The 25,855-nt window shown below is 71.1% G+C and carries 28 protein-coding genes and 1 tRNA gene; 18 read left to right on the forward strand and 11 right to left on the reverse strand.

Features of this window, described 5'->3' with window-relative positions; translation table 11 throughout:
• The 6 genes from gap (at window position 1) to H7965_RS17295 (ending at window position 5,532) form a co-directional block, all read left to right on the forward strand.
• Entirely contained in the window at window positions 1–1,017 is a 1,017-nt protein-coding gene (gene gap, locus H7965_RS17270) for a type I glyceraldehyde-3-phosphate dehydrogenase (protein ID WP_186771833.1), read from the forward strand.
• Between the two features lie 110 nt (window positions 1,018–1,127).
• Window positions 1,128–2,324, forward strand: coding sequence for a phosphoglycerate kinase (locus tag H7965_RS17275; protein WP_186771834.1), 1,197 nt, complete (start codon window positions 1,128–1,130; stop codon window positions 2,322–2,324).
• Window positions 2,325–2,551: 227 nt separating this feature from the next.
• Window positions 2,552–3,319: a (S)-ureidoglycine aminohydrolase gene (allE, locus tag H7965_RS17280; RefSeq protein WP_186771835.1), complete on the forward strand. Its 768-nt coding sequence runs from the start codon at window positions 2,552–2,554 to the stop codon at window positions 3,317–3,319.
• Window positions 3,316–3,609 carry a hypothetical protein gene (locus H7965_RS17285; RefSeq protein WP_186771836.1) on the forward strand — a complete coding sequence of 98 codons (294 nt, stop codon included), beginning with the start codon at window positions 3,316–3,318 and terminating at the stop codon, window positions 3,607–3,609. The genes allE and H7965_RS17285 overlap by 4 nt, the downstream gene beginning before the upstream one ends.
• On the forward strand, window positions 3,606–4,619 hold the full coding sequence (locus H7965_RS17290) for an alpha/beta fold hydrolase (protein WP_186771837.1): 1,014 nt from the start codon (window positions 3,606–3,608) through the stop codon (window positions 4,617–4,619). The genes H7965_RS17285 and H7965_RS17290 overlap by 4 nt, the downstream gene beginning before the upstream one ends.
• 88 nt (window positions 4,620–4,707) lie before the next feature.
• On the forward strand, window positions 4,708–5,532 hold the full coding sequence (locus H7965_RS17295) for a metallophosphoesterase family protein (RefSeq protein WP_186771838.1): 825 nt from the start codon (window positions 4,708–4,710) through the stop codon (window positions 5,530–5,532).
• Between the two features lie 104 nt (window positions 5,533–5,636).
• Here the strand turns inward: H7965_RS17295 and H7965_RS17300 are convergent, their stop codons facing one another.
• The 4 genes from H7965_RS17300 to H7965_RS17315 all read right to left on the reverse strand — a co-directional run bounded on the left by H7965_RS17300 (window position 5,637) and on the right by H7965_RS17315 (window position 8,109).
• The gene (locus H7965_RS17300) at window positions 5,637–6,500 is read right to left on the reverse strand and encodes a DMT family transporter (protein ID WP_186771839.1); all 864 of its coding nucleotides are present in this window, start codon (window positions 6,498–6,500) and stop codon (window positions 5,637–5,639) included.
• A 135-nt stretch (window positions 6,501–6,635) separates the two neighbouring features.
• On the reverse strand, window positions 6,636–7,484 hold the full coding sequence (gene folD, locus H7965_RS17305; protein WP_186771840.1) for a bifunctional methylenetetrahydrofolate dehydrogenase/methenyltetrahydrofolate cyclohydrolase FolD: 849 nt from the start codon (window positions 7,482–7,484) through the stop codon (window positions 6,636–6,638).
• Window positions 7,481–7,801, reverse strand: coding sequence for a DUF167 domain-containing protein (locus tag H7965_RS17310; RefSeq protein ID WP_186771841.1), 321 nt, complete (start codon window positions 7,799–7,801; stop codon window positions 7,481–7,483). Before H7965_RS17310 ends, folD begins: the two co-directional genes overlap by 4 nt.
• A complete protein-coding gene (locus tag H7965_RS17315) occupies window positions 7,798–8,109 on the reverse strand; it encodes a YggT family protein (protein WP_186771842.1) in 312 nt (103 codons plus the stop codon). Before H7965_RS17315 ends, H7965_RS17310 begins: the two co-directional genes overlap by 4 nt.
• Before the next feature lie 158 nt (window positions 8,110–8,267).
• On the opposite strand from H7965_RS17315, the gene H7965_RS17320 reads away from it, so the two are divergent.
• A tRNA-Ala gene (locus H7965_RS17320) sits at window positions 8,268–8,343 on the forward strand.
• A gap of 201 nt (window positions 8,344–8,544) precedes the next feature.
• Here H7965_RS17320 and H7965_RS17325 read toward each other — a convergent pair.
• From H7965_RS17325 to H7965_RS17335, 3 genes are all read right to left on the reverse strand, one after another.
• The gene (locus H7965_RS17325) at window positions 8,545–9,507 is read right to left on the reverse strand and encodes a Bug family tripartite tricarboxylate transporter substrate binding protein (protein WP_186771843.1); all 963 of its coding nucleotides are present in this window, start codon (window positions 9,505–9,507) and stop codon (window positions 8,545–8,547) included.
• A complete protein-coding gene (locus H7965_RS17330) occupies window positions 9,504–10,421 on the reverse strand; it encodes a TauD/TfdA dioxygenase family protein (RefSeq protein WP_222440671.1) in 918 nt (305 codons plus the stop codon). Before H7965_RS17330 ends, H7965_RS17325 begins: the two co-directional genes overlap by 4 nt.
• A gap of 104 nt (window positions 10,422–10,525) precedes the next feature.
• Entirely contained in the window at window positions 10,526–10,963 is a 438-nt protein-coding gene (locus tag H7965_RS17335; protein ID WP_186771844.1) for a tripartite tricarboxylate transporter substrate-binding protein, read from the reverse strand.
• 363 nt (window positions 10,964–11,326) lie between these two features.
• Between H7965_RS17335 and H7965_RS17340 the strand changes: the two genes are divergently transcribed.
• The 9 genes from H7965_RS17340 to H7965_RS17380 all read left to right on the forward strand — a co-directional run bounded on the left by H7965_RS17340 (window position 11,327) and on the right by H7965_RS17380 (window position 19,086).
• A complete protein-coding gene (locus H7965_RS17340; protein WP_186771845.1) occupies window positions 11,327–11,641 on the forward strand; it encodes a hypothetical protein in 315 nt (104 codons plus the stop codon).
• Window positions 11,642–11,731: 90 nt separating this feature from the next.
• Entirely contained in the window at window positions 11,732–12,061 is a 330-nt protein-coding gene (locus H7965_RS17345) for a hypothetical protein (protein WP_186771846.1), read from the forward strand.
• Entirely contained in the window at window positions 12,058–13,458 is a 1,401-nt protein-coding gene (locus H7965_RS17350) for an amidase (RefSeq protein WP_186771847.1), read from the forward strand. The genes H7965_RS17345 and H7965_RS17350 overlap by 4 nt, the downstream gene beginning before the upstream one ends.
• Window positions 13,459–13,604: 146 nt before the next feature.
• On the forward strand, window positions 13,605–14,765 hold the full coding sequence (locus tag H7965_RS17355) for a thiolase family protein (protein ID WP_186771848.1): 1,161 nt from the start codon (window positions 13,605–13,607) through the stop codon (window positions 14,763–14,765).
• Complete coding sequence (locus H7965_RS17360; protein WP_186771849.1) at window positions 14,762–15,172, forward strand: Zn-ribbon domain-containing OB-fold protein; 411 nt, start codon at window positions 14,762–14,764, stop codon at window positions 15,170–15,172. Before H7965_RS17355 ends, H7965_RS17360 begins: the two co-directional genes overlap by 4 nt.
• Window positions 15,173–15,175: 3 nt before the next feature.
• The gene (locus H7965_RS17365) at window positions 15,176–15,955 is read left to right on the forward strand and encodes an enoyl-CoA hydratase/isomerase family protein (protein WP_186771850.1); all 780 of its coding nucleotides are present in this window, start codon (window positions 15,176–15,178) and stop codon (window positions 15,953–15,955) included.
• Between the two features lie 3 nt (window positions 15,956–15,958).
• Window positions 15,959–16,960 carry a CoA transferase gene (locus H7965_RS17370; RefSeq protein ID WP_186771851.1) on the forward strand — a complete coding sequence of 334 codons (1,002 nt, stop codon included), beginning with the start codon at window positions 15,959–15,961 and terminating at the stop codon, window positions 16,958–16,960.
• Complete coding sequence (locus H7965_RS17375; protein ID WP_186771852.1) at window positions 16,950–17,987, forward strand: CaiB/BaiF CoA transferase family protein; 1,038 nt, start codon at window positions 16,950–16,952, stop codon at window positions 17,985–17,987. The genes H7965_RS17370 and H7965_RS17375 overlap by 11 nt, the downstream gene beginning before the upstream one ends.
• Window positions 17,988–18,105: 118 nt before the next feature.
• On the forward strand, window positions 18,106–19,086 hold the full coding sequence (locus H7965_RS17380; RefSeq protein WP_186771853.1) for a Bug family tripartite tricarboxylate transporter substrate binding protein: 981 nt from the start codon (window positions 18,106–18,108) through the stop codon (window positions 19,084–19,086).
• A 42-nt stretch (window positions 19,087–19,128) separates the two neighbouring features.
• Here H7965_RS17380 and H7965_RS17385 read toward each other — a convergent pair whose 3' ends face one another.
• Together H7965_RS17385 and H7965_RS17390 are read right to left on the reverse strand one after the other, a co-directional pair.
• Window positions 19,129–19,911 (reverse strand): DUF3750 domain-containing protein, encoded by a 783-nt coding sequence (locus tag H7965_RS17385; protein ID WP_186771854.1) that lies wholly within the window; start codon window positions 19,909–19,911, stop codon window positions 19,129–19,131.
• Between the two features lie 62 nt (window positions 19,912–19,973).
• The gene (locus H7965_RS17390; RefSeq protein WP_186771855.1) at window positions 19,974–20,756 is read right to left on the reverse strand and encodes an SDR family oxidoreductase; all 783 of its coding nucleotides are present in this window, start codon (window positions 20,754–20,756) and stop codon (window positions 19,974–19,976) included.
• A 194-nt stretch (window positions 20,757–20,950) separates the two neighbouring features.
• Here H7965_RS17390 and H7965_RS17395 point away from each other — a divergent pair, with 194 nt between their 5' ends.
• Window positions 20,951–22,306 (forward strand): MmgE/PrpD family protein, encoded by a 1,356-nt coding sequence (locus H7965_RS17395; protein ID WP_186771856.1) that lies wholly within the window; start codon window positions 20,951–20,953, stop codon window positions 22,304–22,306.
• Between the two features lie 250 nt (window positions 22,307–22,556).
• On the opposite strand, the gene H7965_RS17400 is transcribed toward H7965_RS17395, so the two are convergent.
• The gene (locus tag H7965_RS17400; RefSeq protein WP_186771857.1) at window positions 22,557–23,267 is read right to left on the reverse strand and encodes a J domain-containing protein; all 711 of its coding nucleotides are present in this window, start codon (window positions 23,265–23,267) and stop codon (window positions 22,557–22,559) included.
• 9 nt (window positions 23,268–23,276) lie between these two features.
• The gene (locus tag H7965_RS17405) at window positions 23,277–24,092 is read right to left on the reverse strand and encodes a vWA domain-containing protein (protein WP_315898697.1); all 816 of its coding nucleotides are present in this window, start codon (window positions 24,090–24,092) and stop codon (window positions 23,277–23,279) included.
• Window positions 24,093–24,160: 68 nt separating this feature from the next.
• Between H7965_RS17405 and H7965_RS17410 the strand changes: the two genes are divergently transcribed.
• Window positions 24,161–25,699: a hypothetical protein gene (locus tag H7965_RS17410; protein ID WP_186771858.1), complete on the forward strand. Its 1,539-nt coding sequence runs from the start codon at window positions 24,161–24,163 to the stop codon at window positions 25,697–25,699.
• Window positions 25,700–25,855 lie beyond the last annotated feature (156 nt).

A 25,855-nucleotide genomic window follows, 5' to 3' on the forward strand; every position in this document is an offset into this window, starting at 1 on the left:
ATGGCCGTAAAGGTCGCCATCAACGGGTTCGGGCGCATCGGGCGTCTGGTGTTGCGGGCCCTGATCGAGAGCGGGCGCAGCGATGTGGAATGCATCGCGATCAACGACCTCGGCAGCGTCGAGGCGAACGCCCACCTCTTCCGCTACGACAGCGTCCATGGCCGTTTCCCCGGCGAGGTCGCGGTCGATGGCAACAAGATCATCATCACCGCCAATGGCCGCACCTATGCGCCGATCACCGTCAGCGCCGAGCGTGACCCGACCAAGGTGCCGTTCCAGGGCGTCGACGTGGCGCTGGAATGCACCGGCATCTTCGCCAGCAAGGAAAAGGCCTCGGCGCTGATCACCGCCGGCGCCCGCAAGGTTATCATCTCGGCGCCCGGCGACAATGCCGATGCGACCATCGTCTATGGCGTGAACCACCAGACGCTGACCAAGGAGATGACCGTCATCTCCAATGCGTCCTGCACCACCAACTGCCTGGCGCCGGTCGCCAAGGTGCTGCACGACAATTTCGGCATCCTGCGCGGCTACATGGTCACCATCCACGCCTACACCGGCGACCAGAACACCGTCGACACGCTGCACAAGGACCTGCACCGCGCCCGCGCCGCGGCGGTCTCCGCCATCCCGACCAGCACTGGCGCGGCCAAGGCCGTCGGCCTGGTGCTGCCGGAGCTGAAGGGCAAGCTGGACGGCACCGCCATCCGCATCCCGACGCCGAATGTCTCCCTGGTCTCGCTCGACGTGAACCTGAAGAAGGAAGGCGTGACGAAGGAGGACATCAACGCGGCGATGAAGGCGGCCTCCGAGGGCGCGCTGAAGGGCATCCTCGCCTACAACACCGCGCCGCTGGTCAGCATCGACTTCAACCACAACCCGGCCAGCAGCACCTTCGATGCCACCCAGACCGCGGTGGTTGATGGCGCGATGGCGCGGGTGATGAGCTGGTACGACAATGAGTGGGGCTTCTCCAACCGGATGAGCGACACCGCGGCGCTGTTCGGCTCGCTCTGATTGCTCCGTGCGCCATCATGCCCAGGCTTGGCCTGGCATGATGGCGGCGCCAGGAGAGCTGGCCGGGTCTAGCCCGGCCTGACGATGATACCGCCGGAGGACGCGCCCGCATGCCCCGTTTCCGCACGCTCGATGACCTGGATCCCCGCGGCAAGCGGGTGCTGCTGCGCGCCGATCTGAACGTCCCGGTGCGGGATGGCCGCATCACCGACCGCACCCGGATCGAGCGGCTTTGCCCCACCATCCGCGAGCTGGCGGAGAAGGGGGGACGGGTCATCGTCTGCAGCCATTTTGACCGGCCCAAGGGCAAGCGCGTGCCGGAGATGTCGCTGCGGCCGATGGCCGAGGCGCTCGCCGCCGTGCTCGATCGGACGGTCGGCTTCGCCGACGACTGCGTCGGACCGGAGGCGGAGGCCGCGGTGGCGAAGCTTGCCGATGGCGAGGTGCTGCTGTTGGAGAACACCCGCTTCCACGCCGGCGAGGAGAAGAACGACCCGGCGCTGGCCGCTGGCCTGGCGAAGCTGGCGGATGTCTTCGTCAACGACGCCTTCTCTGCGGCGCATCGCGCCCATGCCAGCACCGAAGGCGTGGCGCGGCTGCTGCCAAGCTATGCCGGTCGGCTGATGCAGGCCGAGCTGGAGGCGCTGGACGCCGCGCTCGGCAGCCCGAAGCGCCCGGTGGTCGCCATCGTCGGCGGCGCCAAGGTCAGCACCAAGCTCGACCTGCTGGGCAATCTGTCGAAGCGGGTGGACGTGCTGGTCATCGGCGGCGCCATGGCGAATACCTTCCTTGCGGCGCAGGGCCATAAGATGGGCAAGTCGCTGCAGGAAGCCGAGATGCATGACACCGCCCGGCAGATCCTGGAGCAGGCGAAGTCCGGCCGTTGCGAGATCCTGCTGCCGTCCGACCTCGTCGTCGCCGCCACCTTCGCCGAGCATGCGCCAACCCGTACCGTCGGGGTCGATGCGGTGCCGTCCGACATGATGGCGCTCGACATCGGCCCGGATACGGTGGCGGCGATCGAGGCGCGGCTGCGCCAGGCTGCGACATTGGTCTGGAACGGTCCGGTCGGCGCCTTCGAGACCCCTCCCTTCGATGCGGCGACGGTCGAGATCGCCGCATCGGTGGCCGGTCTCACCCAATCCGCCGGGCTGGTGTCGATCGGTGGCGGCGGCGATACCGTCGCGGCGCTGAAGCATGCCGGGGTGGCGGAGCGGATGACCTATGTCTCGGCCGCCGGGGGAGCCTTCCTTGAATGGCTGGAAGGCAAGACCCTGCCCGGCGTGGCGGCGCTGGAGACCGCCTGAAACCGGCCGCTCCGGTGCCGGGGTTTGACTTGGCCGGAGCACGGCTGCCACTCTCGCCGCAATACTGACCGGGCAGCCGCCATCGCGCTGCAGGGCCTCCAGCCTTGAGGATGGCGCATGGGCGACGATTGGGTGCTTCACCGGCTAGCCGGGGCGGGATGGCTTTGCGCCGCCGCCGCCGCTGTGGAACAGATGTCGTCCCGTGTCCTGTCCGGAGCGACCTGACCATGCCCGCCTTCGTGCCTCCCGGCGTCATCGGCCACAACCGCACCATCGTCACCCCGCATTACGCCGTGCTGCCGCCCGACGGGATGTTCCCGAGCCTGCTGCCCGGCCTGCGTGATGCCACGGTGTTCTTCCAGGCGACGCCGCTGATGGGCGCCCGCTTCGCGCAAGGCCGGTTGGAGGTGGCGCCCGGTGGCGGCACCACCACGCCGCGGGACGACGGGCTGGAGCACTTCTTCTACGTCCTGGACGGCACGCTGGAGGTCGCCGCCGGTGGCACCACCCAGCGGCTGGAGGCCGGCGGCTTCGCCTATATCCCTGGCGGCACCGCCTATGGCTTCCGCAACGCCGGCGCCGCCCCTGCGCGGGCGAGCTGGCTGAAGCGCCGCTACGTCGTCGCCCCCGGCATCGCCGCGCCGAAGCCCCGCTTCGGCAGCCGGGTGGAGACGCCGGTCAGCCGCGTCGATGATAGCGGACGCTGGCGGCAGTACCTGCTCGGCACTGCCGATCTCTCGATGGATTTCGAGATGAACATCATGGGCTTCGGGCCGGGCACGCATTTCCATTGCGTCGAGACCCATGTCTTCGAGCACGGGCTGGTCATGCTGGAAGGGCAGGGGCTGCAGCTGCTGAACCGCGACTGGCACGAGCTCTGGACCGGCGATTTTGTCTGGATGGGCAGCTTCGTGCCGCAGCAATTCTACTGCACCGGCTGGAGCGGCGCCGCCTATCTTCTGTACAAGGACGTCAACCGGGACGTGCCGTTATGAGCGCCACCACCGAGCAGGCTCCCACGCCAGCGAACATGATGCGTCCGGCCGGCAATGCGGATGCGGCGAGGCTGGCGTGGCCTGACGCACCTGCCGCATTGCTGCCGGCGACCGGCCCGCTGGCCGCATTGGCCGAGGGCTGGCGGCGGGTTGCCGCGGGGCTTCTGCTTGGCTTGGTGCAGGTGGCGCCGTCGCATGTGCTGCCGCGGGGGCGCTGGAGCTTCGTACAGGCCGGCTACGCCGCCCGGCATCGCGACCATCTGCGGATGATGCGGCGCGACGCGGCATGAACTGGCCAGTCACCGAAGGCCGCTTCGCGCTCGGCGACCTGCCGCTGCACAAGGGCGGCACGCTGCCGGGGGCGGAGATCGTCTGGCGGGCGCATGGCACGCTCTCTCCGCTGCGCGACAATGTCGTGGTCTATCCGACCAGCTATGGCGCGCAGCACCCGGACCTCGAATGGCTGATCGGGCCGGATGGCATCCTCGACCCGACGCGCTGGTTCATCGTCATCCCCAACATGTTCGCGGGCGGCCTGTCCTCCTCCCCCTCCAACACCGCGCCCTGGCCGGCGCTGGTGACCGCCTGGGACAATGTCGCGGCGCAGCGCCGGCTGCTGCGGGAGATCTGGAGGATCGAGCGCCTGCGCGCGGTCTATGGCTGGTCGATGGGGGCGCAGCAGGCCTACCATTGGGCGGCCGCCTTCCCAGAGGCGGTGGAGCGCATCGTGGTGAACTGCGGCAGCGCCCGCACCAGCGTGCACAACCAGGTCTTTCTGCGCGGGCTGATCGCCACCCTGGAAGCCGCGCCGGAATACGACGGCACCGCGCTGTTTTCCGCCCAGCCGCGCGCCGCGTTGCGCGCCTTCGGCCGGATCTATGCCGGCTGGGCGCTGAGCCAGGATTTCTACCGCGCCGGGCTGCACCTCTCGGCCCTCGGCGCCCCCGACCTCGAGACCTTCCTGCGGACCGACTGGGAGGAACGCTTCGGCCGTCGTGCCGCCGCCGATCTGCTGGCCCAGCTCCGCTGCTGGGATGCCGGGGACATCGCCGATACGCCGCGCCACGGTGGCGACCTCGCCGCCGCACTCGGCGCGATCGAGGCGCGGGTGCTGCTGATGCCCTCGGAGACCGATCTCTATTTCCGCGTTGCCGACAATGCCGCGGAGCTGCCGCATCTGCGGCATGGAAGGCTGCAGCCGATCCCGAGCATCTGGGGCCACCGCGCCGGCAACCCGGCGCCGAACCCGGCGGATGCCGCCTTCATCCGCGCCGCGGTCCGGGCCTTCCTCGACGGCTGAAGCCTCCCGCGGCGCGGTGCGATTTCGTTACACGCTCCGCACCCTCGCTGCTGCTACGCTCGCGCCGATCCGGGAAAGCGCGCCGCGCATGATCACCATCCTGCAGATTTCCGACGCCCATCTCTCACCGCGCAGCCCGCTGTTCCAGGATAATCTGGCGGAGATCGCCGCCTGGGCCGCGGCGTCGCCGCCCGACCTCGTGATTGCCAGCGGCGATCTTTCGCTGGATGGCGCCGGCCAGGCGGAGGATCTGAAATTCGCCGCCGGGTTGCTGCGCGCCCTGCCGGCGCCGCTGCTGGCCATCCCCGGCAACCACGATGTCGGCAGCCATCCCCGCACCATGCCGCGCCAGCCGGTGGATGCGGCACGGCTCGCCCGGTTCCGTGCCCTGGTCGGCGCGGATCGCTGGCTGCGCGACCTGCCGGGCTGGCGGCTGGTCGGGCTCGACACCGAGATCATGGGCACCGGCCTGCCCGACGAGGCAGAGCAGGCCGGCTTCATTGCCATGGCCACCACCGGCATCGGCGACCGTCGCCTTGCCCTGTTCCTTCACAAGCCGGTCTTCGTGACCGCGCCGGAGGAGCCGGTCTTCGACTACTGGTCCGTCCCGCCCGCCGCCCGGTCCACCCTGGCGCCGCTGCTCGGCCACCCTGCGCTGCGGCTGGTCGCCTCCGGCCATCTGCATCTGCATCGGGAGGAGATTCACGGCGCCGTACGCTACGCCTGGGCGCCGGCGCTCTCCTTCGTGGTGGCGCCCGAGGACCAGCCCGGGCTGCCGGGTGAGCGCCCCTGCGGCGCGCTGCTGCACCGGCTGCACGCCGACCATGTGGAGACCAGCCTGCTCTCGCCGCCCGGGCTGCGGCGCCACTGGATCAACGACATCCGCGACCTGACCTATCCGCGCGGCGGGTAGGGCAGGCTCAGGCTGACCATATTCGGTTAGCCTGAAGCTCATGCTCCAGTGCTGCAGCCGCGCCAGGCACTCGGAGGCCGTGACTCAACGGCCCCTGGCCGGCCTCACCGTCGCGCCTGGAACAGCACCGCCAGCCCGGTCAACGTCACCGCTCCGCCGGCGAGATCGGTCCAGGCCAGGCGCTCTCCCAGCAGCGCCCAGCCGAACACCGCGGCCAGCGGCGGGGCCAGCAATTGCAGCGCCGCCGCGGTTGCCGGCGGCAGCCGCTTCAGCATGACGAAATACAGCGCATAGCCACCCACCCCGACCACCAGCACGCCATAGAGCAGGGACAGCGCCGCGGTCAGGCTCGGCACGCCGGGCAACCGCGGCTCCAGCAGGCCCGCCAGCAGCAGCAGGGTCACCGCCGCCACCGTGGTCTGGCCGAAATTGGCGGTCCAGGCATCCACCCGGCCGCGCGCCGGGGCGAAGCACAACAGGCCGACCGCCTGGCTCAGCGCCCCGCCCAGCGCCAGCAGCACCGCCCAGCCCTCCGCCGCATGGAAATCGCCGAGCCCGCGCCCGGCGCCCAGTACCGCGACGCCAAGCCAGCCGAGCCCCAGCCCCGCCCAGGCCAGCGGCGGCACCCGCTGGCGAAGCACCAGCGCTTCCCCCGCCGCGACGAAGAGCGGAGCGGTCGAGGAGAGCAGCGCCACCAGCCCGGAGGGCAACACCGCCGAGGCCATCCAGGCCGGCGCCAGATACCCCGCCGTGCCGAAGACTCCCATTGCCGTCAGCCGGGCGATATCGCCGCGCTGCGGCAGCCGCACCCCGCGCACTGCCAGCACCAGGGCCAGCACCGGCACCACCAGGGCAAAGCGCGCCGCGACGCCCCAGAGCGGCGGCCATTCCGGGACCAGCCCCTTGATGGCGGTGAAGGCCGAAGCCCAGATCGCCACGAACAGCAGCCCAAGGCCGAACCCAGCCACGGCCGCTACCCCCGCAGCGACGGAGCGCGCCAGCCGGCGCGATCAGCGGCTGCCCGGGCGCATGGCCCCGGCGCCGCCCATCCGCCCGCGCAAGCGACATGCTCCATCGAGGGCAATCCTCCGATCCAGGCGGTGCTAGGTATGCCCCCGGCGCGCCAGCGCGGCTTCCAGCGTATTCTCCAGCAGGCAGGCAATGGTCATCGGCCCGACGCCGCCCGGCACCGGGGTGATGGCGGCGGCGCGCGGCAACGCCTCGGCGAAGGCGACGTCGCCGACCAGCTTGCCGGCGGCATTGCGGTTGATGCCGACGTCGATGACGATGGCGCCTTCCCCGACCCAATCACCGCGCACCAGCTCCGGCTTGCCGACGGCGGCGACCAGGATCTCCGCCCGGCGGCATTCGGCGGCCAGATCCCGGGTATTGGAATGCACCATGGTCACGGTGCAGTCGGCGTCCAGCAGCAGCTGCGCCATCGGCCGTCCGACGATCTGGCTGCGGCCGAGCACCACCGCCCGGGCGCCGCGGAGGGTCGCCCCGGCCTCCCGCAGCAGGTGCATCACGCCCTTCGGCGTGCAGGGCACCAGCCCATGCTGCCGGGTGACGAGCTTGCCGGCATTCACCGTGTGGAAGCCATCCACATCCTTCGCCGGATCGATGGCGGCGATCACCATCTCCGGGCGGATCTGCGGCGGCAGCGGCAGCTGCACCAGGATGCCATCCACCGCCGGGTCGATGTTGAGGTTCTCGACCAGCATCAGCAGATCGGATTCCCGCGCCTCGGCCGGCAGGTGGATGGTCGAGCTGTCGAAGCCCGCGGCCAGCGCGGCGCGGTCCTTGTTGCGGACATAAACGCCACTGGCCGGGTCCTCGCCCACCCGCACCACGCGCAGGCCGGGGCGGAAATGCAGGCCGGCGATGCGGGTGGCGAGGCCGGCGCGCAGCCGCTCTGCCACCGCCTTGCCGTCGATGATGCGGGCGGTCATGCAAGACTCTCCAGCCTGGCGCCAAGGGCGGCGGGGTCGCCCGCCACCTGCAGTGTCTTCTCCCGCGCCGCGGCACCATGGAGCAATTGCACGGCGGAAGGCGCGACGCTCAGCGCCTCGGCCAGGGCGATGCAGGCGGCGCGGCTGGCCTTGCCATCCTCCGGTGCCTCGGTAACGGCGATCCTGAGGCGCGGGCCATCGGCGGCCGCCCCACCCGGGCCGGGAATGATGCCGCCGAGGCCGGCCCGGTGCGCGCGCGGCTGCACCTTTACCCGCACCGCGACACCGTTGCCTTCAGCGCGCCACCAGCCGGTCAAAAATACAGCCCCGACCGGATCAGCGAATTGGCGATGGCGCCGAGTAGCAGCTTCGCCGCCGAGATCAGCAGCAGCACCGCCAGCGGCGCCAGATCGATCGGGCCGAGGTTGGGCAGCACCCGGCGCAGCCGATTGAACAGCGGCTCCGTCACCCGGTAGAGGAAATCCGCCACCGTCCAGACGATACGGTTACGGGTGTCCAGCACCCCGAACTGAATCAGCATCTGCACGATGACGGCGAGCAGCACCGCCCACCACAGCAGGTCCAGCACGGCGCTGGCCAGGTAAAACACCACATCCAGGAACATCAGGCCAACCCCGCCGGTGACGCGGCCGCAACCTAGTAAGTGCCGGGGGCGGGGGCAAGCGCGAGCAGAAAATAGGTCCGGGGCAGCTTGACTTCCAGCGGCGCCGGAGGCATCTAGCGCGCCCTGCGGGACCCCAAGCCCGCATGCGCCGGTGGCGCGGGGCTGTAGCTCAGTTGGGAGAGCGCGTCGTTCGCAATGACGAGGTCAGCGGTTCGATCCCGCTCAGCTCCACCACCCTCCCTCCCCAATTGAAGCATGCCGGGATGGTCAGGTAGCCCTGAGCAGGCCGGGGTCGCGAAATCCGCTACGATCCGTGGCGGCCGCTATTTGATCGAAGATCGGTTACCGAAAGGATGCGGCGGACGGCGCATGCCGAAGCGCGGCGCAGGTCATGCGCGGCACCCTCCGGCCAGGAATGCAGTGATGCTGCGCCGGTCATTCCGCGCGAATGCCGGCCTCACGGGTGATCTCCGCCCAACGCAGGATCTCGCCGTGGATATAGGCCTGGAAATCCGCCGGCGTGCCGGTGACCACCTCCGCGCCCTGGCTGGCCAGCCGCGCCTTCATCTCGGGGTCCTGCATGATGCGGTTCAGCTCGGCATTCAGCTTCGCCACGATGGGGGCGGGGACGCCACGCGGGGCGACGATGCCAAGCCAGCCGGTCACGTCGTAGCCCGGCAGCCCGGCTTCCGCGACCGTCGGGATCTGCGGCGCCGCAGCGAGGCGGGACGGGCCGCTGACTGCCAGTGCGCGGACCCGACCAGCCTCGATCTGCGGCAGGGTGACCAACGGGTCGCTGAAGGCGGCCGTCAGATTACCGGCGATCAGGTCGTTGAGCGCCGGGGCGGCGCCGCGATAGGGCACGTGCTCCATTCGGGCGCCTGCCATGCGCGAGAAGACCACCATGGCAAGGTGCGGCGACCCGCCATTGCCGGGGGAGCCGTAGCTGACGCGGCCGGGGCTTGCCTTCGCCCGGGCGATGAACTCCGCCGCGCTGCGCGCGGGATGGGAGGGGTGGACGACCAGGATGTTGGAGAAGCGCACCAGCCGTGCCACCGCCTCGAAATCGCGCTCGGGGTCGTAGCCGGCATCGCGGTAGATCGAGGGGTTCACCGCCATCACACCGATCGTGCCCATCATCAGCGTGTAGCCATCGGCCGGCAAGCGGGCGGCGGCGGCCGCGGCGATGTTGCCGTTCGCGCCCGGGCGCGGGTCCACCACCACCTGATGGCCCCAGCTTTCACCCAGCTTCAGCCCAACCTGCCGCGCCAGGATGTCGGAGGCGCCGCCGGCGGCGGTGGCGACGATCAGCCGGATGCTGCGGTCGGGGTAGGTCTGCGCCGCCGCGGCGACGGGCAGCAGCAGCAGGAGAGCGGCGAGGAGCCGCGGCGCGTTCATGCCGCCTGCTCGAGCGTCGGCGCGCTGTCCTTCAGCGTCACCCGCCGCATGTCGCGCGGGTAGAGTTTGTCCTCGTAGGGACGTCCGCGGTGCATGGTGCAGCGGTTGTCCCAGACCACCAGGTCGCCGACCGACCAGCGATGGCTGTAGACGAATGGCCGTTGCGTCGCATGCTCTGTCAGCTCGCGGATCAGCGCCATCGCTTCCGGCGTCGGCCAGCCGCGGATGCGGCCGATATGCGCCGAGAGATAGAGCGAGAGCCGTCCGGAAGCCGGGTGCCGCCGCACCAGGCGCTGCGGCACCGGGGTGCAGCGGGCGCGCTCCTCTGGGGTAAATTCATCGAAGCCGAGAAGCGCGCGGGAGAAGATCAGGGAATGCTCCGCGACCAGATCGCGGACTCTCGCCTGCATCGCCTCCGGCAGCGCGTCCCAGGCGGCACGCATATCGGCGAATTCGGTCTCGCCTCCCGCCGGCGGGATGACCCTGGCGTGCAGCATGGAGTAATGCGCCGGCGTCGGCTTGAAGCTGCTGTCGGAATGCCAGAGCAGGTTGCCGAGATTGAACATCCGCCGGCGGTCATCGGCCGCCAGGATCTTGCCGTCGGCGCCGAGGTTGGAGATGTCATTGACGCGGTTGTCCGCGAGCCGCCGGCGCGCCTGATCGACCAGCGTCGGCACCTCCTCCACCTCGCCGAACTGACGGCCGAAATCGAGCTGCTCATCGTCCTGGAAATGCTGGCCAGGGAAGACGAGCACGGCGTAGCGGTCCATCGCCGCGGTGATCGCCGCGATCTCGGTGGCACGCAGCGGGCGACGCAGGTCGACGCCCTCGGCGCGGGCACCGATCACCGGGTGCATCGGTGTGATGCGGAGCGCGGAATCCACCACCTTCGGCTGCGCGACATCATTCGGCATCGCTGCCCTCCCTTGATGGGGGCTGTCAGGCCCTGCGGCCGGCAGCCCCGTTCTTGTGCATGCAGGCTAGACCCGTCGTGCCAGGCGCCTCAAGGTCGCAGCGATCATTCCGACCGGACATTGAGCTCCTTCACGACACTGGCCCTACGCTCGCGGTCAGCCGCGATGAAGCGGCGCATCTGCTCGGGTGTGGCCTTGACGGGCAGCGCGGCCTGGACGCGGAAGACCTCCACCTGCGGCGACGACACGGCCTCGGCCGAGACCTCCACCATGCGGGTGGCGATCGAGGGCGGCAGGCCTGCCGGGCCGAGCAGGCCGAACCATGTCGCCGCCTTGACCGACATGCCCAGTTCCGCCTTTGCCAACACCTTCGGCAGCAGCGGAATGCGGGTGACAGCACCGACGCCGAGGAACCTGGCCCTGCCGTCGCGTGCCGAGGCCTCCGCCGGCCCGGCATTGAGGAACACCACACCCACCTGGCCGGCGATCAGCGCCGTGGCCGCCGGCGCGGCCCCATGCGCCGAGGGAGCCAGGGGCGCCAACCACCTTGGCTAATGCCGTATCCGGTCTCCGGATGGCGACCGGATCCTTCCGGAACCGCCGCATCCCTGATGCCGGGCATGGTCTCCCGCCCGGCATCCCACAGGTTGCTCTCCTGCAACCGGCCAACGGCCGGCGCGCTTTGGCCCTGACGTCATCTGCCGGGCCTCCCGAGGCTTGTGCAGTCCCGGAAGGTTTGACCGGATGGTGCCTGCAACATCATTGCCGATCGAGGCGACGCCAGGCTGCTGCCTTTCCGATAAGGGCTTCGGTTGCGGAGCAGGTGAAACCCAAGGTGTGCCCGCACACCATGGGAAGCCAATTGTGCAGGAACCAGCTTTTCACATGCCTGGAGGAGGGATGCTATGTATCTCGCTCGATTCTCGTACGATGTATTGCCCGTCAATCGTGAGCGGGCCCTGGACTTCATCCGCCGGGAAGCGGAGGCCGCCCGGCAGGCGGGCCACACTGCGCGGCTGCTGATACCCCTGACGCGCGGCCAGGGCGGTGCGGCGCTGCAGTTCGAGGTCGAGTTGACCAGCCTCGATCAGCTTGAACAGCTGCGCCAGCGTGGCGCCGGTCCGCACGGTGGCGGCGACTGGATGCATGCATTCAGCGAGATCCTGTTGTCTCCGCCTGCCGTCGAGATCCTGCGCATGGATGCCGAGCCGGCAGCCTGACCAACCGGCGGCACCGAGGCAGGCGGTTGCCGCCGTGACACGTCGCGCCTAGCTTCCGGCCGACCCGAAGAGGTCGAGGAGGAAGCGCGGATGGCCAGTGGCCAAGTCCTCGCCGGCATGATGTCGTGGCGAGATGGTGGCAGCTCGGCGTCGCGACCGGATGCGGTCGGTGGTGTGTTCCGCCTGCAGCTTGGCGGCAAGGCGTGGCGCCCCATGGCGCGGGCCATGCCCGAGGAATGCCAACTACCCTGCATCACGGTGGATCCGATGACGGCAGCCGGATCCATGCCGGCACCAGGCAAGACCCCCATTTCTCCCCCAAGCATGGAGAGCAATGGCAGCGCCTCGGACTTGCCGGCCGCCGCCGACCCGGTTGCTGAAGTGAGCATGGCAGAAGGCGTGGAGGAGATGCCCGGATGAGCGAGTTATGGCGCCTGACGGCGACCGAGGCGGTGGCGCGCCTGCGGCGCGGCGAGGTCTCGCCACTGGAGATGGTCGAGGCTGCGGCGCAGCGGATCGAGGCGGTGGAGCCGAAGGTCAATGCCCTGCCGATCCGCTTCCTCGATGAGGCCCGTGACCAGGCCAGGCGCTTCCGGCGGGAGAGTCGTGATCATCCGGGCTGGCTCGCCGGACTGCCGATCGCGGTGAAGGACTACAACGACGTCGCCGGGCAGCTGACCACCAACGGCTCGCCCATCTATGCCGAGAATCGTGCCGCGGCGGATGACCGCACCGTGGCGACGCTGCGCGCCAACGGCGCAATTCCGCTGGCGAAGTCCAATGTGCCGGAATTCGCCGGCAGCCACACCTTCAACCCGGTCTGGGGCGTGACCCACAATCCCTGGAATCTCGGACGCACCGCCGGCGGGTCATCCGGCGGCGCGGCGGCCGCGCTCGCGGCCGGGGAGGTGTGGCTGGCGAATGGCTCCTGCCTCGGCGGCTCGCTGCGCATCCCGGCCAGCTTCTGCGGCATCGTCGGCCTGCGGCCGAGCCCCGGCGTGGTGCCGCGCGGCGACGGTTTGCCCGCCTTCGACAGCCTGTGGGTGGAAGGGCCGATGGCGCGCAACCTGGGCGACCTGGCGCTGATGCTGGACGCCATGGCGGCGCTGACGCCGCATGACCCGCTGTCGCGCCCCGGCCCGGCCGGCGGCTACCAGGCGGCGCTCGACCGCGCCCGCCCGCCGGTCCGGATCGGCTTCAGCGAGAACCTCGGCCTCCGCCGCGTCGACCCGGAGGTGGCGGAGATCTGTCGCGCCGCCGCGCAGCGCTTCACCGGGATGGGCTGCGCGGTGGAGGCGGCAACGCCCGATTTCTCCGGCGCCATCGACAGCTTCCAGGTGCTGCGCGCGCTGCTCTTCGCCGATGTCCGCGGCGACCTGCTGCCGCGGGAGCGCGACCGCATCAACCCGGACATCGTCTGGAACATCGAGAAGGGCCAGCGCCTGGACGCCGCCGGGATCATCCAGGCGCAGCGCGCCCGTCACGCGCTGTTCCACCGGGTGGCGCGCTTCTTCGATGACCACGACCTGCTGGTCTGCCCGACCGTCGCGGTCGCGCCCTTTCCGGTCGAGCAACGCTTCCCCACCGAAATCGCGGGTGAAGCGCTGACCACCTACATCGACTGGATGTTCCTCACCTTCGTCATTACCCTGACCGGCTGCCCGGCCATCTCGCTGCCTTGCGGGCTGACGCGGGAAGGCCTGCCGGTCGGCCTCCAGCTCGTAGGCCGGCCGCATGGCGATGCCGCGCTGCTCGGCATGGCTGGGCTGCTGGAACAGGCGCTGGGCTTCGCGGGCCGCGTGCCCGTCGAGGTCTAGGTCCGGTCGCAACCGCCGCCGGCCACGTCGCCGGCGGCGCCACCGCACCGGCTGGGGCCGCGAAACACCAATCCGCAGTTTCCGTCTGGCCGCATCCGGCTGACCAGGGCAATCTGGCGCCCGGAGAGAACTCGTCCAGGATCCGCATGCCCCCCGACACTGAACTTGCGTCCCCCGCCATCAGCGCGCCATGGCCGCTGCGCGACAAGGTCGCCTTCGCCGGCATCGGCACGACGCGCTACGGCAATTTCCCCGAAACCGACAGCTACGGCCTGGGCTGCGAGGCGCTGAACGCCGCGCTCGACGATGCCGGGCTGCGCCCCTCGGACATCGACGGGCTGATCGTCAACCGCATCCCGAGCTACGAGCGCTTCGCGGAGATGATGGGGATCAATCCCCAGTACTGCCTGCTGACCGAGGCGCCGGGCCGCTTCTCCGGCGTCTCCCTGGCGCTGGCGGCGCAGGCGATCGCGACGGGCGCGGCGAAGACCATCGCCCTGGTCTACGGCAACAACGGCCGCAGCGTGCGCATGATGTACGGCGGCGGCGACAGCCAGTGGAGTCCCTGGGGCATGACCAGCCCGGGTGCCATCCACGCCATGATGTGGCGCCGGCACATGCACCAATTCGGCACCACCCATGCCGACCTTGGCCCGATCTCGGTCGCCTTCCGCCACCATGCCTGCCTGAACCCGGATGCCGTCATGCACGGCAAGCCGATCACCCTTCAGCAGCACGCCGCGGCGCGGCCGATCTGCGAGCCGCTGAAGCTGCTGGATTACTGCCTGATCAACGACGGCGCCGTCGCCTGGATCCTGACCAGCGCGGAGCGCGCCAGGGACATGAAGCGGCCGCCGGTGCTGCTCTCGGGCTATGCACGGCAGGACGCCTTCCATTACGGCAGCGCCCCGGCCGACGATTTCTGGTACCCGACGCTGAGCGCCTGCCGCTCGGTCTACGACCGCGCCGGCATCGGCCGGGACGACATCCAGGGTCTTGGCATCTACGATAATTTCTCGCCGACGGTGATGTTCAGCCTGGAAGGACTCGGCTTCTGCAAGCAGGGCGAGGGCGGTGATTTCGTGCGCGACGGTACCTTGCAGCTCGGCACCGGCCGCTGGCCGACCAACACTTCCGGCGGGCATCTGTCCGACAGCTACATGCAGGGCTGGGGCATCATCGCCGAATGCGTGCGCCAGCTGCGCGACGATTGCGGCGAGCGGCAGATCCCGAACGTCAATGCCATGCAGTACATCTGCGCCACCCACATCGCCCAGAGCCTGATCCTGCGGAGGGCCGGCGCATGAGCCTCGATACCCGGCCGAAGCCGCTCGTCGACAACTGGAACCGACCCTTCTGGGAGGCGTGCGGTCGCGGCCAGCTCATCCTGCAGCGCTGCAAGGCGACCGGGAAGTGCTTCTTCCCGCCCGCTCCCGTCTCTCCCTTCACCGGCCGGCCGGAATGGGAATGGATCAATGCCTCCGGTCGTGGCGAGCTGTGGTCCTTCGTTGTCTTCCATCAAAGCTACTTTCCCGGCATGAAGGACGAGCTGCCCTATCCCGTTGCCATGGTGAAGCTGGAGGAAGGGCCCTACCTGCTGACCAACCTCGACGGCATCGGCCCGGATGAGGCGAAGATCGGCATGCGCCTCGCGGTGCGTTTTCCTGGCGGGCCGGAAGGCTTCACCCTGCCGCAATTCGGCCCGGAGGCCTGAGCCATGTCCGCTGAGATCGAGATCATCCGCCACGACGGCTGGGCGCAGATCCGCGTCAACCGCGAGGCGCAGCGCAACGCCATGAACCGCGCCACCCGCCAGGGGCTGATGGCCGCCTTCGAGGAGCTGCGCGGCAAGGCCCGCGCCATCATCCTCACCGGCACCGGCGTTGCCTTCTGCGCCGGCATGGATCTGAAGGAGCGCGAGCAGGACCGCCAGGCCGGCATCGAGGGCGCGGGCGACGAATGGGTCGCGGTGAACATGGCGATCCGGGCGCATCCGGCGATCTTCATCGCCGCGGTGAACGGGCTGGCCCTGGGCGGCGGCGCGACCTTGATCAATGTCTGCGACCTCGCCATCGCCAGCACCAAGGCGAGCATCGGCTGCCCGGAGATGGGCTTCTCCACCTATCCCGGCATGGCCGGTCCAGCAATTCAGCTCTCCGGCGTCACCCGCAAGCAGGCCGCCTGGCTGGTGCTGACCACCAACCGCATCGACGGCGCCACCGCCGAGCGCTGGGGCATGGTGAACCAGTGCGTGGAGCCCGAGGCGCTGCTGCCGACGGCCCAGGCGCTGGCGCAGAAGGTGGCGCAATTCGATGCCGTGGCGCTGGCCGAGAGCAAGAAGGCCCTCGACCGCATCCCCGCCATCATCACCGACTGGCAGGAAGCGATGGACCACGGGCAGATGGTCAATCTGCAGATCCGCTCGAAGACCACGGCGCAGGCCGAGGGCAGCGCCCGCTTCGCCGCGGGCATCAAGAACCCCGGCCAGGGGGTCTAGCGCATGGCCGTGGCGCCGCTGGCCGGCCGAAGGGTGCTGGATCTCGGCGCCCTTTGCGCGCAACGGCCGCACGCCCTCGCTGCCTCCATGGCGGCGCGGCTCTGCGCCGGCTATGGCGCCGAGGTGGTGCGGCCCCTGCCGTCAGGCGGCGAGCCCTTCGCCGCCACCCCGCCGCTGCTGCCGGACGGCGGCTCGGCGCTCGACCGTTTCCTCAATGCCGGCAAGCGGCAGGGCGCCACCACCGGCCGCTTCGATGTCGCGATCGGCGACCGGGCATCGCTGGCGGCGCATGCCGAAGAGGTGCCGGTCAAGGCGCGCATCTCCGTCTTCGGCCCCGGCGAGGAGGATCCGCCGATGACGGAACTGGGGCTGATGGCCCTGTCCGGCCTGTTCGGCATCGTCGGCGAGGCGCCGCCGGCGCCACCCGCCCGCCTCGCCGGCCATCAAGTGTCCTATTCCGCCGGGCTCGCCGCCTGCATGGCGCTGCTCGCCGCGCTGCTGGCGGGAGGTGAGGAGGTGGTGGATGTCTCCCTGCTGGATGTCGCGGCCTGGCTGAACTGGAAGGTGGCGGCGGGGGTGATGGTGATGGGCAGCGCGCCGGTCCGCGGCGGCGCCCGCGTCACCTGGTTCACCGTGCCGGCGAAGGACGGCCATATGGCCTTGGTCTACCAGGACAAGGACTGGCCGCCGCTGCGCGACCTGATCGGCGACCCGCGGCTGCGCGATGACCCGCGCTTCGCCACCGGCCCCGCGCGCGGGGCCAACCGGGCGGCGCTGCTCGAGGTGATCGGCCCCTGGTTCGCCGCCCGGACCCGGGCGGAGATTACAGCCGCGGCGCAGGCGAAGCGGGTGCCGCTTGGCCCGGTGAAATGGCCGGTCGAACTGCTGGATGATGCGCAGTATCGCGCGCGCGGCTTCCTGGCGCCGGATGGCATGCCGGCGCTGCCGGTGGGCTGGGACGGCCAGCGGCTGACCCTGGAAGGGAACCGCGCCGATGCCGGGTGACGCCGCCCTGCCGCTGGCCGGCATCCGCGTGGTGGACCTCGGCTGGATCACCGCCGGCGCCGCCTCCTCCACCCTGCTGCTCGACCTGGGTGCCGATGTGGTGAAGGTGGAGGGGCCGGGCGCGCCCGATCCCTTCCGCCGCTGGGACGGCGCCGAGCCGGGCTCCGATTGGTGGAACCGCTCGCCCTTTTTCAATTTCACCAATCGCGGCAAGCACTCGCTCTGCCTCGACCTGAAGGACCCGCGGGGGCGAGAGGCGCTGCTGCGGCTGCTGGAAGGCGCCGACGTGCTGGTGGAGAATTTCCGCCGCGGCGTCATGGCCGCCTTTGGCCTCGACATCGCCATGCTGCGGCAGCGCTTCCCGCGCCTCGTCATCGCCAGCATCTCCAGCCAGGGGGAGACCGGGCCGGACCGCGACATGGTCTCCTTCGGCTCGACCCTGGAGGCGACCGCCGGCCTCGCGGCGCTCACCGGCGCGGGTGAGGCGCCGGTCATCACCGGACGGGACGTGAATTACCCGGACCAGGTGGTTTGCCTCTTCGCCGCCGGCGCCATCTGCGCCGCGCTGCTGGAGCGCGGCCGCACGGGGCAGGGCGCGCACCTCGACCTGTCGCAGCGCGAGCTGACCAGCTTCCTGCTCGGCGAGGAGCTGATCGCCGCCGCCGCCGGCGCGCCCTCACCGCGGCGCGGCAATGCCGATCCGGCAGAGCCCGAGGAACGGCTGGTTGCCGATGGTGCGGGTTGGCGGGTCGAGTGGCCCGGCGGCAGCGCGCCGGTGCGCGATGGCGTGGCGCTGGCCGCGGCGGAGGATTTCGCCCGTGGCACCGCGGTGCTGCGCAGCCCGGACGGCACGCCCGCCAAAGGCATCCCCTTCCGCTTCGCCAACCGAACCCTCGCGGTGCAGGACAGCTGCCACGATCTTGGCACCGACAATCGCGCGGTGCTGGCGGCGGCCGGGTTCGCGCCGGAGGAGATCACCGCGCTGGAGGCGGCTGGCGTGCTCGCCACCGCGCCACGCGGGGGGTAGCGCGCAATCGCCTCTCGTGCGGCAGTCAGGTGCGACGCAGTGACGTAGCGTTCAGGACGAGGTTCGATAACGGCAGGCCGGATCAACTGGCCGCCGCAGGGAGGAGGACACCCAACCCATGCGCAGCCTCCATTTCATGCCATCCCGTCGCGGGCTGATGCCGCTGGTGGCGGGACTGGCATTGCCGAGCCTTGCCCGCGCCCAGGCCTGGCCGGCCCGGCCGGTTCGCCTGGTGGTGCCCTTCCCGCCAGGGGGCGGCACCGACACCCTTGGCCGCATGGTGGCACGCGCCATGGGCGAGGCGCTCGGGCAGCCGGTGGTGGTGGAGAATCGCGGCGGCGCTGGCGGCAACATCGGCTCCGCGGTAATCGCGCAGGCGCCGCCGGATGGCTACCACCTGCTGTTCAACGGCAATGGCATGGCGGTGGCCGACCTGCTGTTCCGTAACCCCGGCTACGACTTCAAGCGTGACTTCACCTGGGTGGCGCGCACCGCCAGCACACCGATCCTGCTGGTGGTGAACGAGCATGTGCCGGTGCGCACCGTGCCGGAGTTCATCGCCTATGCCCGCGCCAATCCGGGGAAGCTGAACCACGGCACGGCCGGCGCCGGCACGCCCTTCCACCTCGGCGCCGAGCTGTTCAACGAGATGGCCGGCACCCGGCTGATCCATGTGCCCTATCGCGGTACCGGCCCCTCCGTCGCCGGGCTGCTGGGCAATGAGGTGCAGCTGATGTTCGCCAGCTCTTCCTCGGTGGATGCGCTGATCCGCGACGGCAAGGTGCGGGCCCTCGCCAATACCGCGGCGCGGCGTGCCCGCGGCTGGCCCGAGCTGCCCTCCATCGCCGAGACGCTGCCGGGCTACTCGGCCGAGCTCTGGTACCCGGTCGCGGCGCCCGCCGGCACGCTCCGGCCCGTGGTCGAGGTGCTGGAGCGTGTGCTCCGCGAGGTGATGCGGGAGCCAAACTTCGTCGCCGGCATCACCCAGCGCGGCTTCGATCCGGAATACCTCGACAGCGCCGGCACCCTCCGCGCCCTTGAGGAGGAACGCACCCGCTGGGCGCCGATCGTGGCGCGTGCCGGCATTACTGCGGAGTAGGAAGATCGGTCATCGTTCGAGACGGCGCGGTTCCGCAGCCGGTCAATCCCTCGCCGCCGCGAGCGTCCCCGGCCCGTCCGGCCCCGCCATCCCGATCCGCCCAAGCCCCGGCAGCTTCAGCGCCGGCCGGCGGAGGTCGAGCCCGGCCACGGCGCCGAGGATATTGACCTCGATGCCCTCCACCCAGCCGAGGCTGACGCCGGCATAGCCGCCGAGCGTCAGCCGAACCCCGGTGCCGGAGGGCGTCAGCCGCAGCCAGCGGCCGTCATAGGGGTAGTCCTTGCCGATCGCAGTTGGCGGCAGCGCCACCCGCATCTCCGGCGCCGCATCCAGCACCGCGGCGACGAAGGTGTTGGAATTCGGCCCCGGCCAGGGACGGTAATCGCCCCGGTTGCGCCAGGCGTAGCCGAGGATGGCGGCCTCCATGCGCGGGATCAGCGCGGCGGCGGTGGGGCCATCGGCGGCGAAAACCACCTCGGGCACCCGGCCGAACCACCGGCCGTCCGGCTCGAACCCGTTCATCCGGATCGGCTCACCCCAGGCGGTATAGTCGTAGCGGGTGTAGCCGAGGGCGCCTTCCGGCTTGAAGACGATCCAGCAATGCACGGCGAATACGCCGCGCCACCGCACCGTTTGTGCCGCGAAGACCCGCACCACCGCCTCCGGATGCGCCGCGGGCGGCGGCAGCAGGCCGGCGCTCGAACGGTCGGCGGTGCGCCAGCCCGTGCCGCTGCCATCGACCCGGTACAGGATGGCGGAGGCGCCGATTGGTGCAAGGAAGAACAGGAGGAACAGCAGCAGGGCGGATTTGAGGAGCGGGATCATCCACCGGCATATCTGGTGCCGCTGGCGCCACGGCAACGGCAGCGATTGCAGGCTCGCGCTGGTTACGCCGCCGACCAGCCGCCGTCGATCGGCAGGGCAGTGCCGGTGATGTCGCGGCCGGCAGGGCCGCAGAGAAAGGCCACCATGGCACCGATCGCCGAGGCCTCGACGAAGCGCCCGGTCGGCTGCTTGCCGGCGAGGAAGCGCGCCGCCTCGGTCGCCTCATCGGCGCCGGAGTCCGCCATCGCCGCCTGGATGCGCCCGGCGATGTTCGGCGTCAGGGTGGTGCCGGGGCAGAGCGCGTTGCAGGTGATGCCGCTGCCCGCAGTCTCCAGTGCCACGCCGCGGGTCAGGCCGATCAGCGCGGTCTTGGTGGTGACATAGCCGATGCGGCCGGTGGCGCCGATCCGGCCGTAGATCGAGGACATGTTGACGATCCGCCCCCAGCCGCGCCGCCGCATCCCCGGCAGGGTCAGCCGGATCAGATGAAAGGCGGCGGAAAGATTGACCGCGATGTCGGTGTCCCACGCCTCCTGGCTGGTCTCCTCCACCGGGCCGAAGTGGCGGGTGGCGGCGTTGTTCACCACTATGTCGACCTCGCCCGCTGCCGCGGCCAGTTCGGCGATCGCCGTCGGCGCCGCCAGCTCGGCCATGACGTAGCGTGCCGTGACGGCGTGGCGCGCGGCGAGTGCGGCGGCCACCATCTCGCCCTCCGCCGGCGGCGCAAGCCCGTGCAGCACCACGGCGCAGCCCCCCGCGGCCAGCGCCTCGGCAATGGCCAGCCCGATGCCGCCGGTCGAGCCGGTGACCAGGGCGGTGCGCCCATGCAAACCCTCAGCCGCCATGTCGATGATCGCTCCCTTGCGCCGAGGCTATGGGGTGGTCCGGTGCCGCGCAACCGCGCTTTACAGCCCGTCAGGGCCAAGCGTATCGCTACCTGCAACCGACCGGAAACCTCGCCGATGCCGCACCTTGCCTGCCGATTGCCGCTGCCCCTGCGCGGTGGCGAATGGTTGCCTCGCCGGCCGGAGCCGGTGTGATGGCGGCGGATTCCGCCACCGGCGGCTTCATCGGCCAGGCGCTGGGCGCGTTCATTGCCGGCAGCGACTGGGCCGCCATCCCGCCGGCATTGCGACACGAGGCGAAGCGCTCCATCCTCAACCATATCGGCTGCGCCCTGGGCGTCGTGCGCGACCCGGCGGTCGGGACGGCGCTGCGGGTGATGCGGGAATTCTCCGGCCCGGCGGTGGCGACGGTCTATGGCCAGGGGCTACGGCTCGACCCGATGAGCGCGGCTTTCGTCAACGCCATCGCCGCCAATCTGCTGGACTACGACGACACCCATCTGCAGACGGTCATCCACCCGGCCGCGCCCGTCGTCCCCGCGGCCTTCGCCCTGGCGGAGCAGCGCGGCGTGTCCGGCGCGGTAGTGCTGCACGCCTTCCTGCTGGGCGGCGAGGTGGAGTGCCGGATCGGCAATGCCGTCTCGCCCGGGCATTACGCGCGGGGCTGGCACATCACCTCGACCTGTGGCGTGTTCGGCGCGGCGGCGGCGGCGGCGAAGCTGCTTGGCCTTTCGGCGGCGCAGTGCTGGCACGCGCTGGGTATCGCTGCCAGCCAGTCGGCCGGGCTGGTGGAGAACCTGCCCTCCGCCGCGAAGAATGTCGGGGTCGGCAATGCGGCGCGGCACGGCATTCTCGCCGCGCTCATGGCCGAACAGGGGTATGAGGCGGCGCCGGCCGCCATCGAGGGGCCGCTCGGCTGGGCCCGCTCCATGGGCGATGTCCCGGATCTGGCAGCGATCACCGAAGGGCTCGGCACGCGCTGGGAGATCGGCCGGAACACCTACAAACCCTATCCGGCGGGCATTGTCTTCCATGCGGTGATCGACGCCTGCCTCGAACTGCGCGCGGCCGCGCCGCTGCCGCCGGAGGCGATCGCCGGCGTCACTGTCGCCGGCGACGCGCTGCTGCTGGCGCGCGGCGATCGGGAGGTTCGCAACGCGCGCGATGCCCGGGTCAGCATCCACCACAGCGCCGCGCTGGGGCTGCTACGTGGCCGCGCCGGCGTGGCGGATTTCGAGTTGCCGGCGGTGCAGGATCCGGCGCTGGCGGCACTGCGCGCCAAGGTGGTCCCGCAGCTCGATCCCGGCCTGCCGCGTGGCGCCGCCAGGGTCACGGTACGCTACGCCGATGGGCGCGAAGCCAGCCGCACGGTCACCGCGCCGCGCGGCAGCGCTGCGCAGCCTATGAGCGATGCGGAGCTGGAGGCGAAGTTCCGCGACAATGCCGCGCTGGGGGGCTTCGGCGCGCAGGCCGCGGCGCAGATCGGCGCCATCTGGGCTCTGGAGGAGGCTGCCGATCCGGCATTGCTGATGCGGCTGCTGGGCGGCTAGCAGGCTGCGGAAAAGCACAGATGGGGTTTGGAAGTGCCGCCTTTCCGTCCAGGCCGGGCTTGACCCGGCCATCGCGAGCCATCTGAATTTGCCAGACCTCCGGATGCGCCGGTCAAGCCCGCGCATGACGGGGCGGGGGGCGCATCACCCGTTTCCACAACCTGCCAGAGCGGATTGCCTTCACGTCTGAACGCCGGTCCGCTGTTGGCCGTTCGCGTAGAGAAGCGACCCGGTTGCGGCAACCGCGCGCCTACGGCAGCAGCACATCTCGTGCCTGGTTGATCCGCGCCGCCAGCCAGTCGCTGCCGCCCTGGTCGGGGTGGGCGCCGCGCATCAGTCGGCGATGGGCGGCACGGATCTCGGCCTCCGTGGTCGGCTCCATCAGGCCAAGGATCTCCAGCGCCTCGGCCCGGGTCATCGGCCCGGACCGGCCGGCCGGCGGTGCTGTCCCATCTCCCATCGCCGCCTCGGCGGCCCGCCAGTCGGGCGCGGCGCGGTCCAGCCAGGTCTCCAGCAGCGGCACGCTGTCCGGATCATCGGCCCGGCAGTCGGCGAGCAGCTCCAGCAGCTCCGGCAGGGTCAGTTCCGCCAGGTCGCGCCCGCTCTGCCGGCCGCGCCGGACCCGGCCGGTGATCCGCCCGCTGGCCAGCTCGATGCGCATGGACAGGGTTGCGGTCTCCACCGCGCTCTCGCCGGTGTCGGCGCCCGGCCGGGCGCGGAAGCGCCGCGCCGCCAGCCAGCCCTGCACACGCCGCAGCAGCAGCGGCGAGAACAGCAGCAAGGTCCAGATCACCTGCCCGGCCCGGCCGCTCAGCACCACCAGCACCACCACCACCAGCGCGACCAGCCCCGCGATCCAGAGCCCCAGGTTGCGAATGGTTTCGATCCGCGCGGTGGCGAAGCCGCGCAGCACCAGCAGCAGCAGCAGCAGCACCCCCGCGCCGATTGCCAGCCAGAGCATGGCGCCGCCTCAGCGCCTGGACGCGGTGGGAGGGGCCGGAAGCTGGCCGGCAATCCGCGCCGCCACCTGCCCTGGCAGCCGCGTCAGTGCCGCCCGCCCGCCGGCGGCATAGACCGCCACCGCCCGCAGCAGTGCCCGCAGCGTCTCCGCGCTGCCGGCATCGAAGACCGCGTAGGCGCCGCCGGAGACCTGGGCGATCTGGCGGAAGGCCTGGCCGGCGCGCGGGTCGCCGCCCTCATGGAAGGTGAAGACCGGGGTGCCGTGCAGGCCGAGCTGGCCGGCGAGGTGGCAGAGCGGGTCGACCGGCTCCTCCATCGCATCGCCGACGAAGACCAGCGCATTCACCCTTTCCTTCTTCGTCTCGGCCAGGGTGTGCTCGAACACGCGCTGGATCTGGGTCTGGCCGCCGAGGCACTGCACGCCGGTCATTCGCCGCGCCAGCTCGGCGGCGTCGGTCAGGAAGGGCGTCGCGGCGAATTCCAGGAAGCCACGGTAATAGGCCAGCCGCACCGCCAGCCCGCCGAGGTCGCGGGTCGCCATGAACATCTCGCCCTGCAGTTGGCAGGCGCGGTCCCAGCTCGGCTGGCGGGAAGCGGTGGCGTCGATGGCGAAGATCAGCCGGCCCCGCTTGCCGCTGGCGGGGCGGGCCTGCGGCAGGCTCTCCACCCGCCGCAGGAAGGCGGCGACGGCGGCCGATGCGGCGGGCCGGTCGGGCAGGTTGCTCATAGGGTCAAGATGGGCGAGGCATGCCGTCGGCGCCAGGGGCGAGGGGGTGGCGAAAAGGTCGCAAAGCCGCGGGTTCGGGCGTGGGATCGCCCATTCCATGCGATGGTGCCGTGGGGCGCGCCGCGGCCACTCCCCTGCTATGATGGCGCATCGGATGGAGGCGGCGCATGCGGCGGGGCGTGGCAGGGATTGCGGTGGCGGGGCTGCTCGTCACCAGCGTGGGGCTGGGCATGGCGCTGGCCCAGGGCAAGCCGCCGGCCGCCGGGGCACCGGGCGGCGGCAAGCCAGCGCCGGTGGCGCCCGGGCCGGCGCCGGGTGACAAATTCGCCAACCCGCCATCCGCAGTCGCGCCGCCACCCGCCACGATGCCCGACAAATTCGCCAGCCCGCCCCCCTCCGCCGCAGCGCCCCCTGTTGCCGCCATCCCCGGCGAGCCCGAGGCCCTCACTCGGCTGCGCGCCATGCTCGGGCGCGAGGTGACGCTGACCTACCGCGCCCTGGCACCAGTCGATCCGGCCGGTGGCGCGGTACGGCTGTCCGGTGTCAGCCTGCGGCGCGGCGAGATCACCATCGGCATCGAGGAGCTCACCCTCGACCGTCCCGGCGAGGACCAGATGGGTGAGGCGGTGGCGCTCGGCGTGACCATCGGCGGTGCCGGCGCCACCCCGGCGCTGATCGGCCGCATCCAGCTCGAAGGCTTCCGGCTGCGCCGACCGGCGGCGGGCGAAGCCCTCGCCCCGGGCGACCTGACAGTGGACCTGCTGCGGCTGGAAGGGTTGGCGGTGCAGGGCGAGACGCCCTTCGCCATCGCCACGCTGACGGTGGAGGATTGGGCGGCAGGCAAGCCCGGCCGCTTCACCCTGACCGGGCTTGACGTGCTGACCCCAGCCGCCGGGCTGGTGGACCGGCTGCGGCTTGGCCGTATCGCGCTGCGCGGCTATGACCTGCCGACGATGCTGGCTGCGGTCATCGCCAGGACTCCGCCGCCGCAACCGGGCGGCGAGGTGGGGATGGAGGTGGAGGACGTCGCCGCCACCCTCGGCGGCGCCGCGATCGGCAGCCTCGGCAGCCTCCGCATCAGCGCCGAGGCGCCCGCCGGTGGCGTGCCGGGCGGCGCGCAATCCGGCCGCATCGCGCTGCGCGACCTGCGGGTGGCGCCCTTCCCGCTGATCGCCCCCTGGCTGACCCGCTTCGGCTACACCGAGCTGACCGGCGACATCACCATCGAGGCTCGGGTGGATCCGGCGGCGGAGCGGATGGACCTCAGCTCCTTCGCGGTCTCGGCGCGCGGCATGGGCGGTCTCGGCCTGTCGATGCAGCTGGAGGGCGTCTCTACCGATCCCGGGCGGATAGCCGATAACGCTGAGCGGATGCGGTTGGCCGGGGCGACGCTGCGCTACGTCGACCAGTCGCTCTTCGGCCGTTGGGTGGCCGACCAGGCGCGGCAGCAACGGGTGCCGGAGGCGCGGCTGCGTGAGCAATACGCCAGCATGGCGGCGGCGGCGGTGATCCAGGGCCAGCGCGACGCCGGGCCGCTGGCGCCGGCGCTGGCCGCGGTGCAGCGCTTCCTGCGCGGCCAGGCGCGGACGCTGGAGGTCAGCCTGCGGCCGCCGCAGCCTGTGCCGGTGGCCGATTTCGCCGGCCTCGGCGCCGCCGGGCCGGTGGAGGCGCAGCGGCGACTGGGGCTGGAGGTTACGGCGCAGTAGGCCAGGCTGGACCCGGCAGCGGCGGTGGGCTAGAGCGAAATCTGACCATTCAGAGTCGCTGAGGATTCCCGCCCGGCGCGAAATCTGATTCACCGTGCCTGCTGGGCACGGAGGCCAGCTTGCATGGCGAGAACCCTGTCCGAAGATCTACGCGCC

The organism is Siccirubricoccus deserti (genome assembly GCF_014283215.1).
Taxonomy (GTDB): Bacteria; Pseudomonadota; Alphaproteobacteria; order Acetobacterales; family Acetobacteraceae; genus Siccirubricoccus; species Siccirubricoccus deserti.

What these genes read in the sequence shown, in the direction of transcription:
- gap (WP_186771833.1), top strand. Translation starts at nt 1, where the DNA reads ATGGCCGTAAAGGTCGCCATCAACGGGTTCGGGCGCATCGGGCGTCTG.
- H7965_RS17275 (WP_186771834.1), top strand. Translation starts at nt 1,128, where the DNA reads ATGCCCCGTTTCCGCACGCTCGATGACCTGGATCCCCGCGGCAAGCGG.
- allE (WP_186771835.1), top strand. Translation starts at nt 2,552, where the DNA reads ATGCCCGCCTTCGTGCCTCCCGGCGTCATCGGCCACAACCGCACCATC.
- H7965_RS17285 (WP_186771836.1), top strand. Translation starts at nt 3,316, where the DNA reads ATGAGCGCCACCACCGAGCAGGCTCCCACGCCAGCGAACATGATGCGT.
- H7965_RS17290 (WP_186771837.1), top strand. Translation starts at nt 3,606, where the DNA reads ATGAACTGGCCAGTCACCGAAGGCCGCTTCGCGCTCGGCGACCTGCCG.
- H7965_RS17295 (WP_186771838.1), top strand. Translation starts at nt 4,708, where the DNA reads ATGATCACCATCCTGCAGATTTCCGACGCCCATCTCTCACCGCGCAGC.
- folD (WP_186771840.1), bottom strand. Translation starts at nt 7,484, where the DNA reads ATGACCGCCCGCATCATCGACGGCAAGGCGGTGGCAGAGCGGCTGCGC.
- H7965_RS17315 (WP_186771842.1), bottom strand. Translation starts at nt 8,109, where the DNA reads ATGTTCCTGGATGTGGTGTTTTACCTGGCCAGCGCCGTGCTGGACCTG.
- H7965_RS17325 (WP_186771843.1), bottom strand. Translation starts at nt 9,507, where the DNA reads ATGAACGCGCCGCGGCTCCTCGCCGCTCTCCTGCTGCTGCTGCCCGTC.
- H7965_RS17330 (WP_222440671.1), bottom strand. Translation starts at nt 10,421, where the DNA reads ATGCCGAATGATGTCGCGCAGCCGAAGGTGGTGGATTCCGCGCTCCGC.
- H7965_RS17340 (WP_186771845.1), top strand. Translation starts at nt 11,327, where the DNA reads ATGTATCTCGCTCGATTCTCGTACGATGTATTGCCCGTCAATCGTGAG.
- H7965_RS17345 (WP_186771846.1), top strand. Translation starts at nt 11,732, where the DNA reads ATGGCCAGTGGCCAAGTCCTCGCCGGCATGATGTCGTGGCGAGATGGT.
- H7965_RS17350 (WP_186771847.1), top strand. Translation starts at nt 12,058, where the DNA reads ATGAGCGAGTTATGGCGCCTGACGGCGACCGAGGCGGTGGCGCGCCTG.
- H7965_RS17355 (WP_186771848.1), top strand. Translation starts at nt 13,605, where the DNA reads ATGCCCCCCGACACTGAACTTGCGTCCCCCGCCATCAGCGCGCCATGG.
- H7965_RS17360 (WP_186771849.1), top strand. Translation starts at nt 14,762, where the DNA reads ATGAGCCTCGATACCCGGCCGAAGCCGCTCGTCGACAACTGGAACCGA.
- H7965_RS17365 (WP_186771850.1), top strand. Translation starts at nt 15,176, where the DNA reads ATGTCCGCTGAGATCGAGATCATCCGCCACGACGGCTGGGCGCAGATC.
- H7965_RS17370 (WP_186771851.1), top strand. Translation starts at nt 15,959, where the DNA reads ATGGCCGTGGCGCCGCTGGCCGGCCGAAGGGTGCTGGATCTCGGCGCC.
- H7965_RS17375 (WP_186771852.1), top strand. Translation starts at nt 16,950, where the DNA reads ATGCCGGGTGACGCCGCCCTGCCGCTGGCCGGCATCCGCGTGGTGGAC.
- H7965_RS17380 (WP_186771853.1), top strand. Translation starts at nt 18,106, where the DNA reads ATGCGCAGCCTCCATTTCATGCCATCCCGTCGCGGGCTGATGCCGCTG.
- H7965_RS17385 (WP_186771854.1), bottom strand. Translation starts at nt 19,911, where the DNA reads ATGATCCCGCTCCTCAAATCCGCCCTGCTGCTGTTCCTCCTGTTCTTC.
- H7965_RS17390 (WP_186771855.1), bottom strand. Translation starts at nt 20,756, where the DNA reads ATGGCGGCTGAGGGTTTGCATGGGCGCACCGCCCTGGTCACCGGCTCG.
- H7965_RS17395 (WP_186771856.1), top strand. Translation starts at nt 20,951, where the DNA reads ATGGCGGCGGATTCCGCCACCGGCGGCTTCATCGGCCAGGCGCTGGGC.
- H7965_RS17400 (WP_186771857.1), bottom strand. Translation starts at nt 23,267, where the DNA reads ATGCTCTGGCTGGCAATCGGCGCGGGGGTGCTGCTGCTGCTGCTGCTG.
- H7965_RS17405 (WP_315898697.1), bottom strand. Translation starts at nt 24,092, where the DNA reads ATGGAATGGGCGATCCCACGCCCGAACCCGCGGCTTTGCGACCTTTTC.
- H7965_RS17410 (WP_186771858.1), top strand. Translation starts at nt 24,161, where the DNA reads ATGCGGCGGGGCGTGGCAGGGATTGCGGTGGCGGGGCTGCTCGTCACC.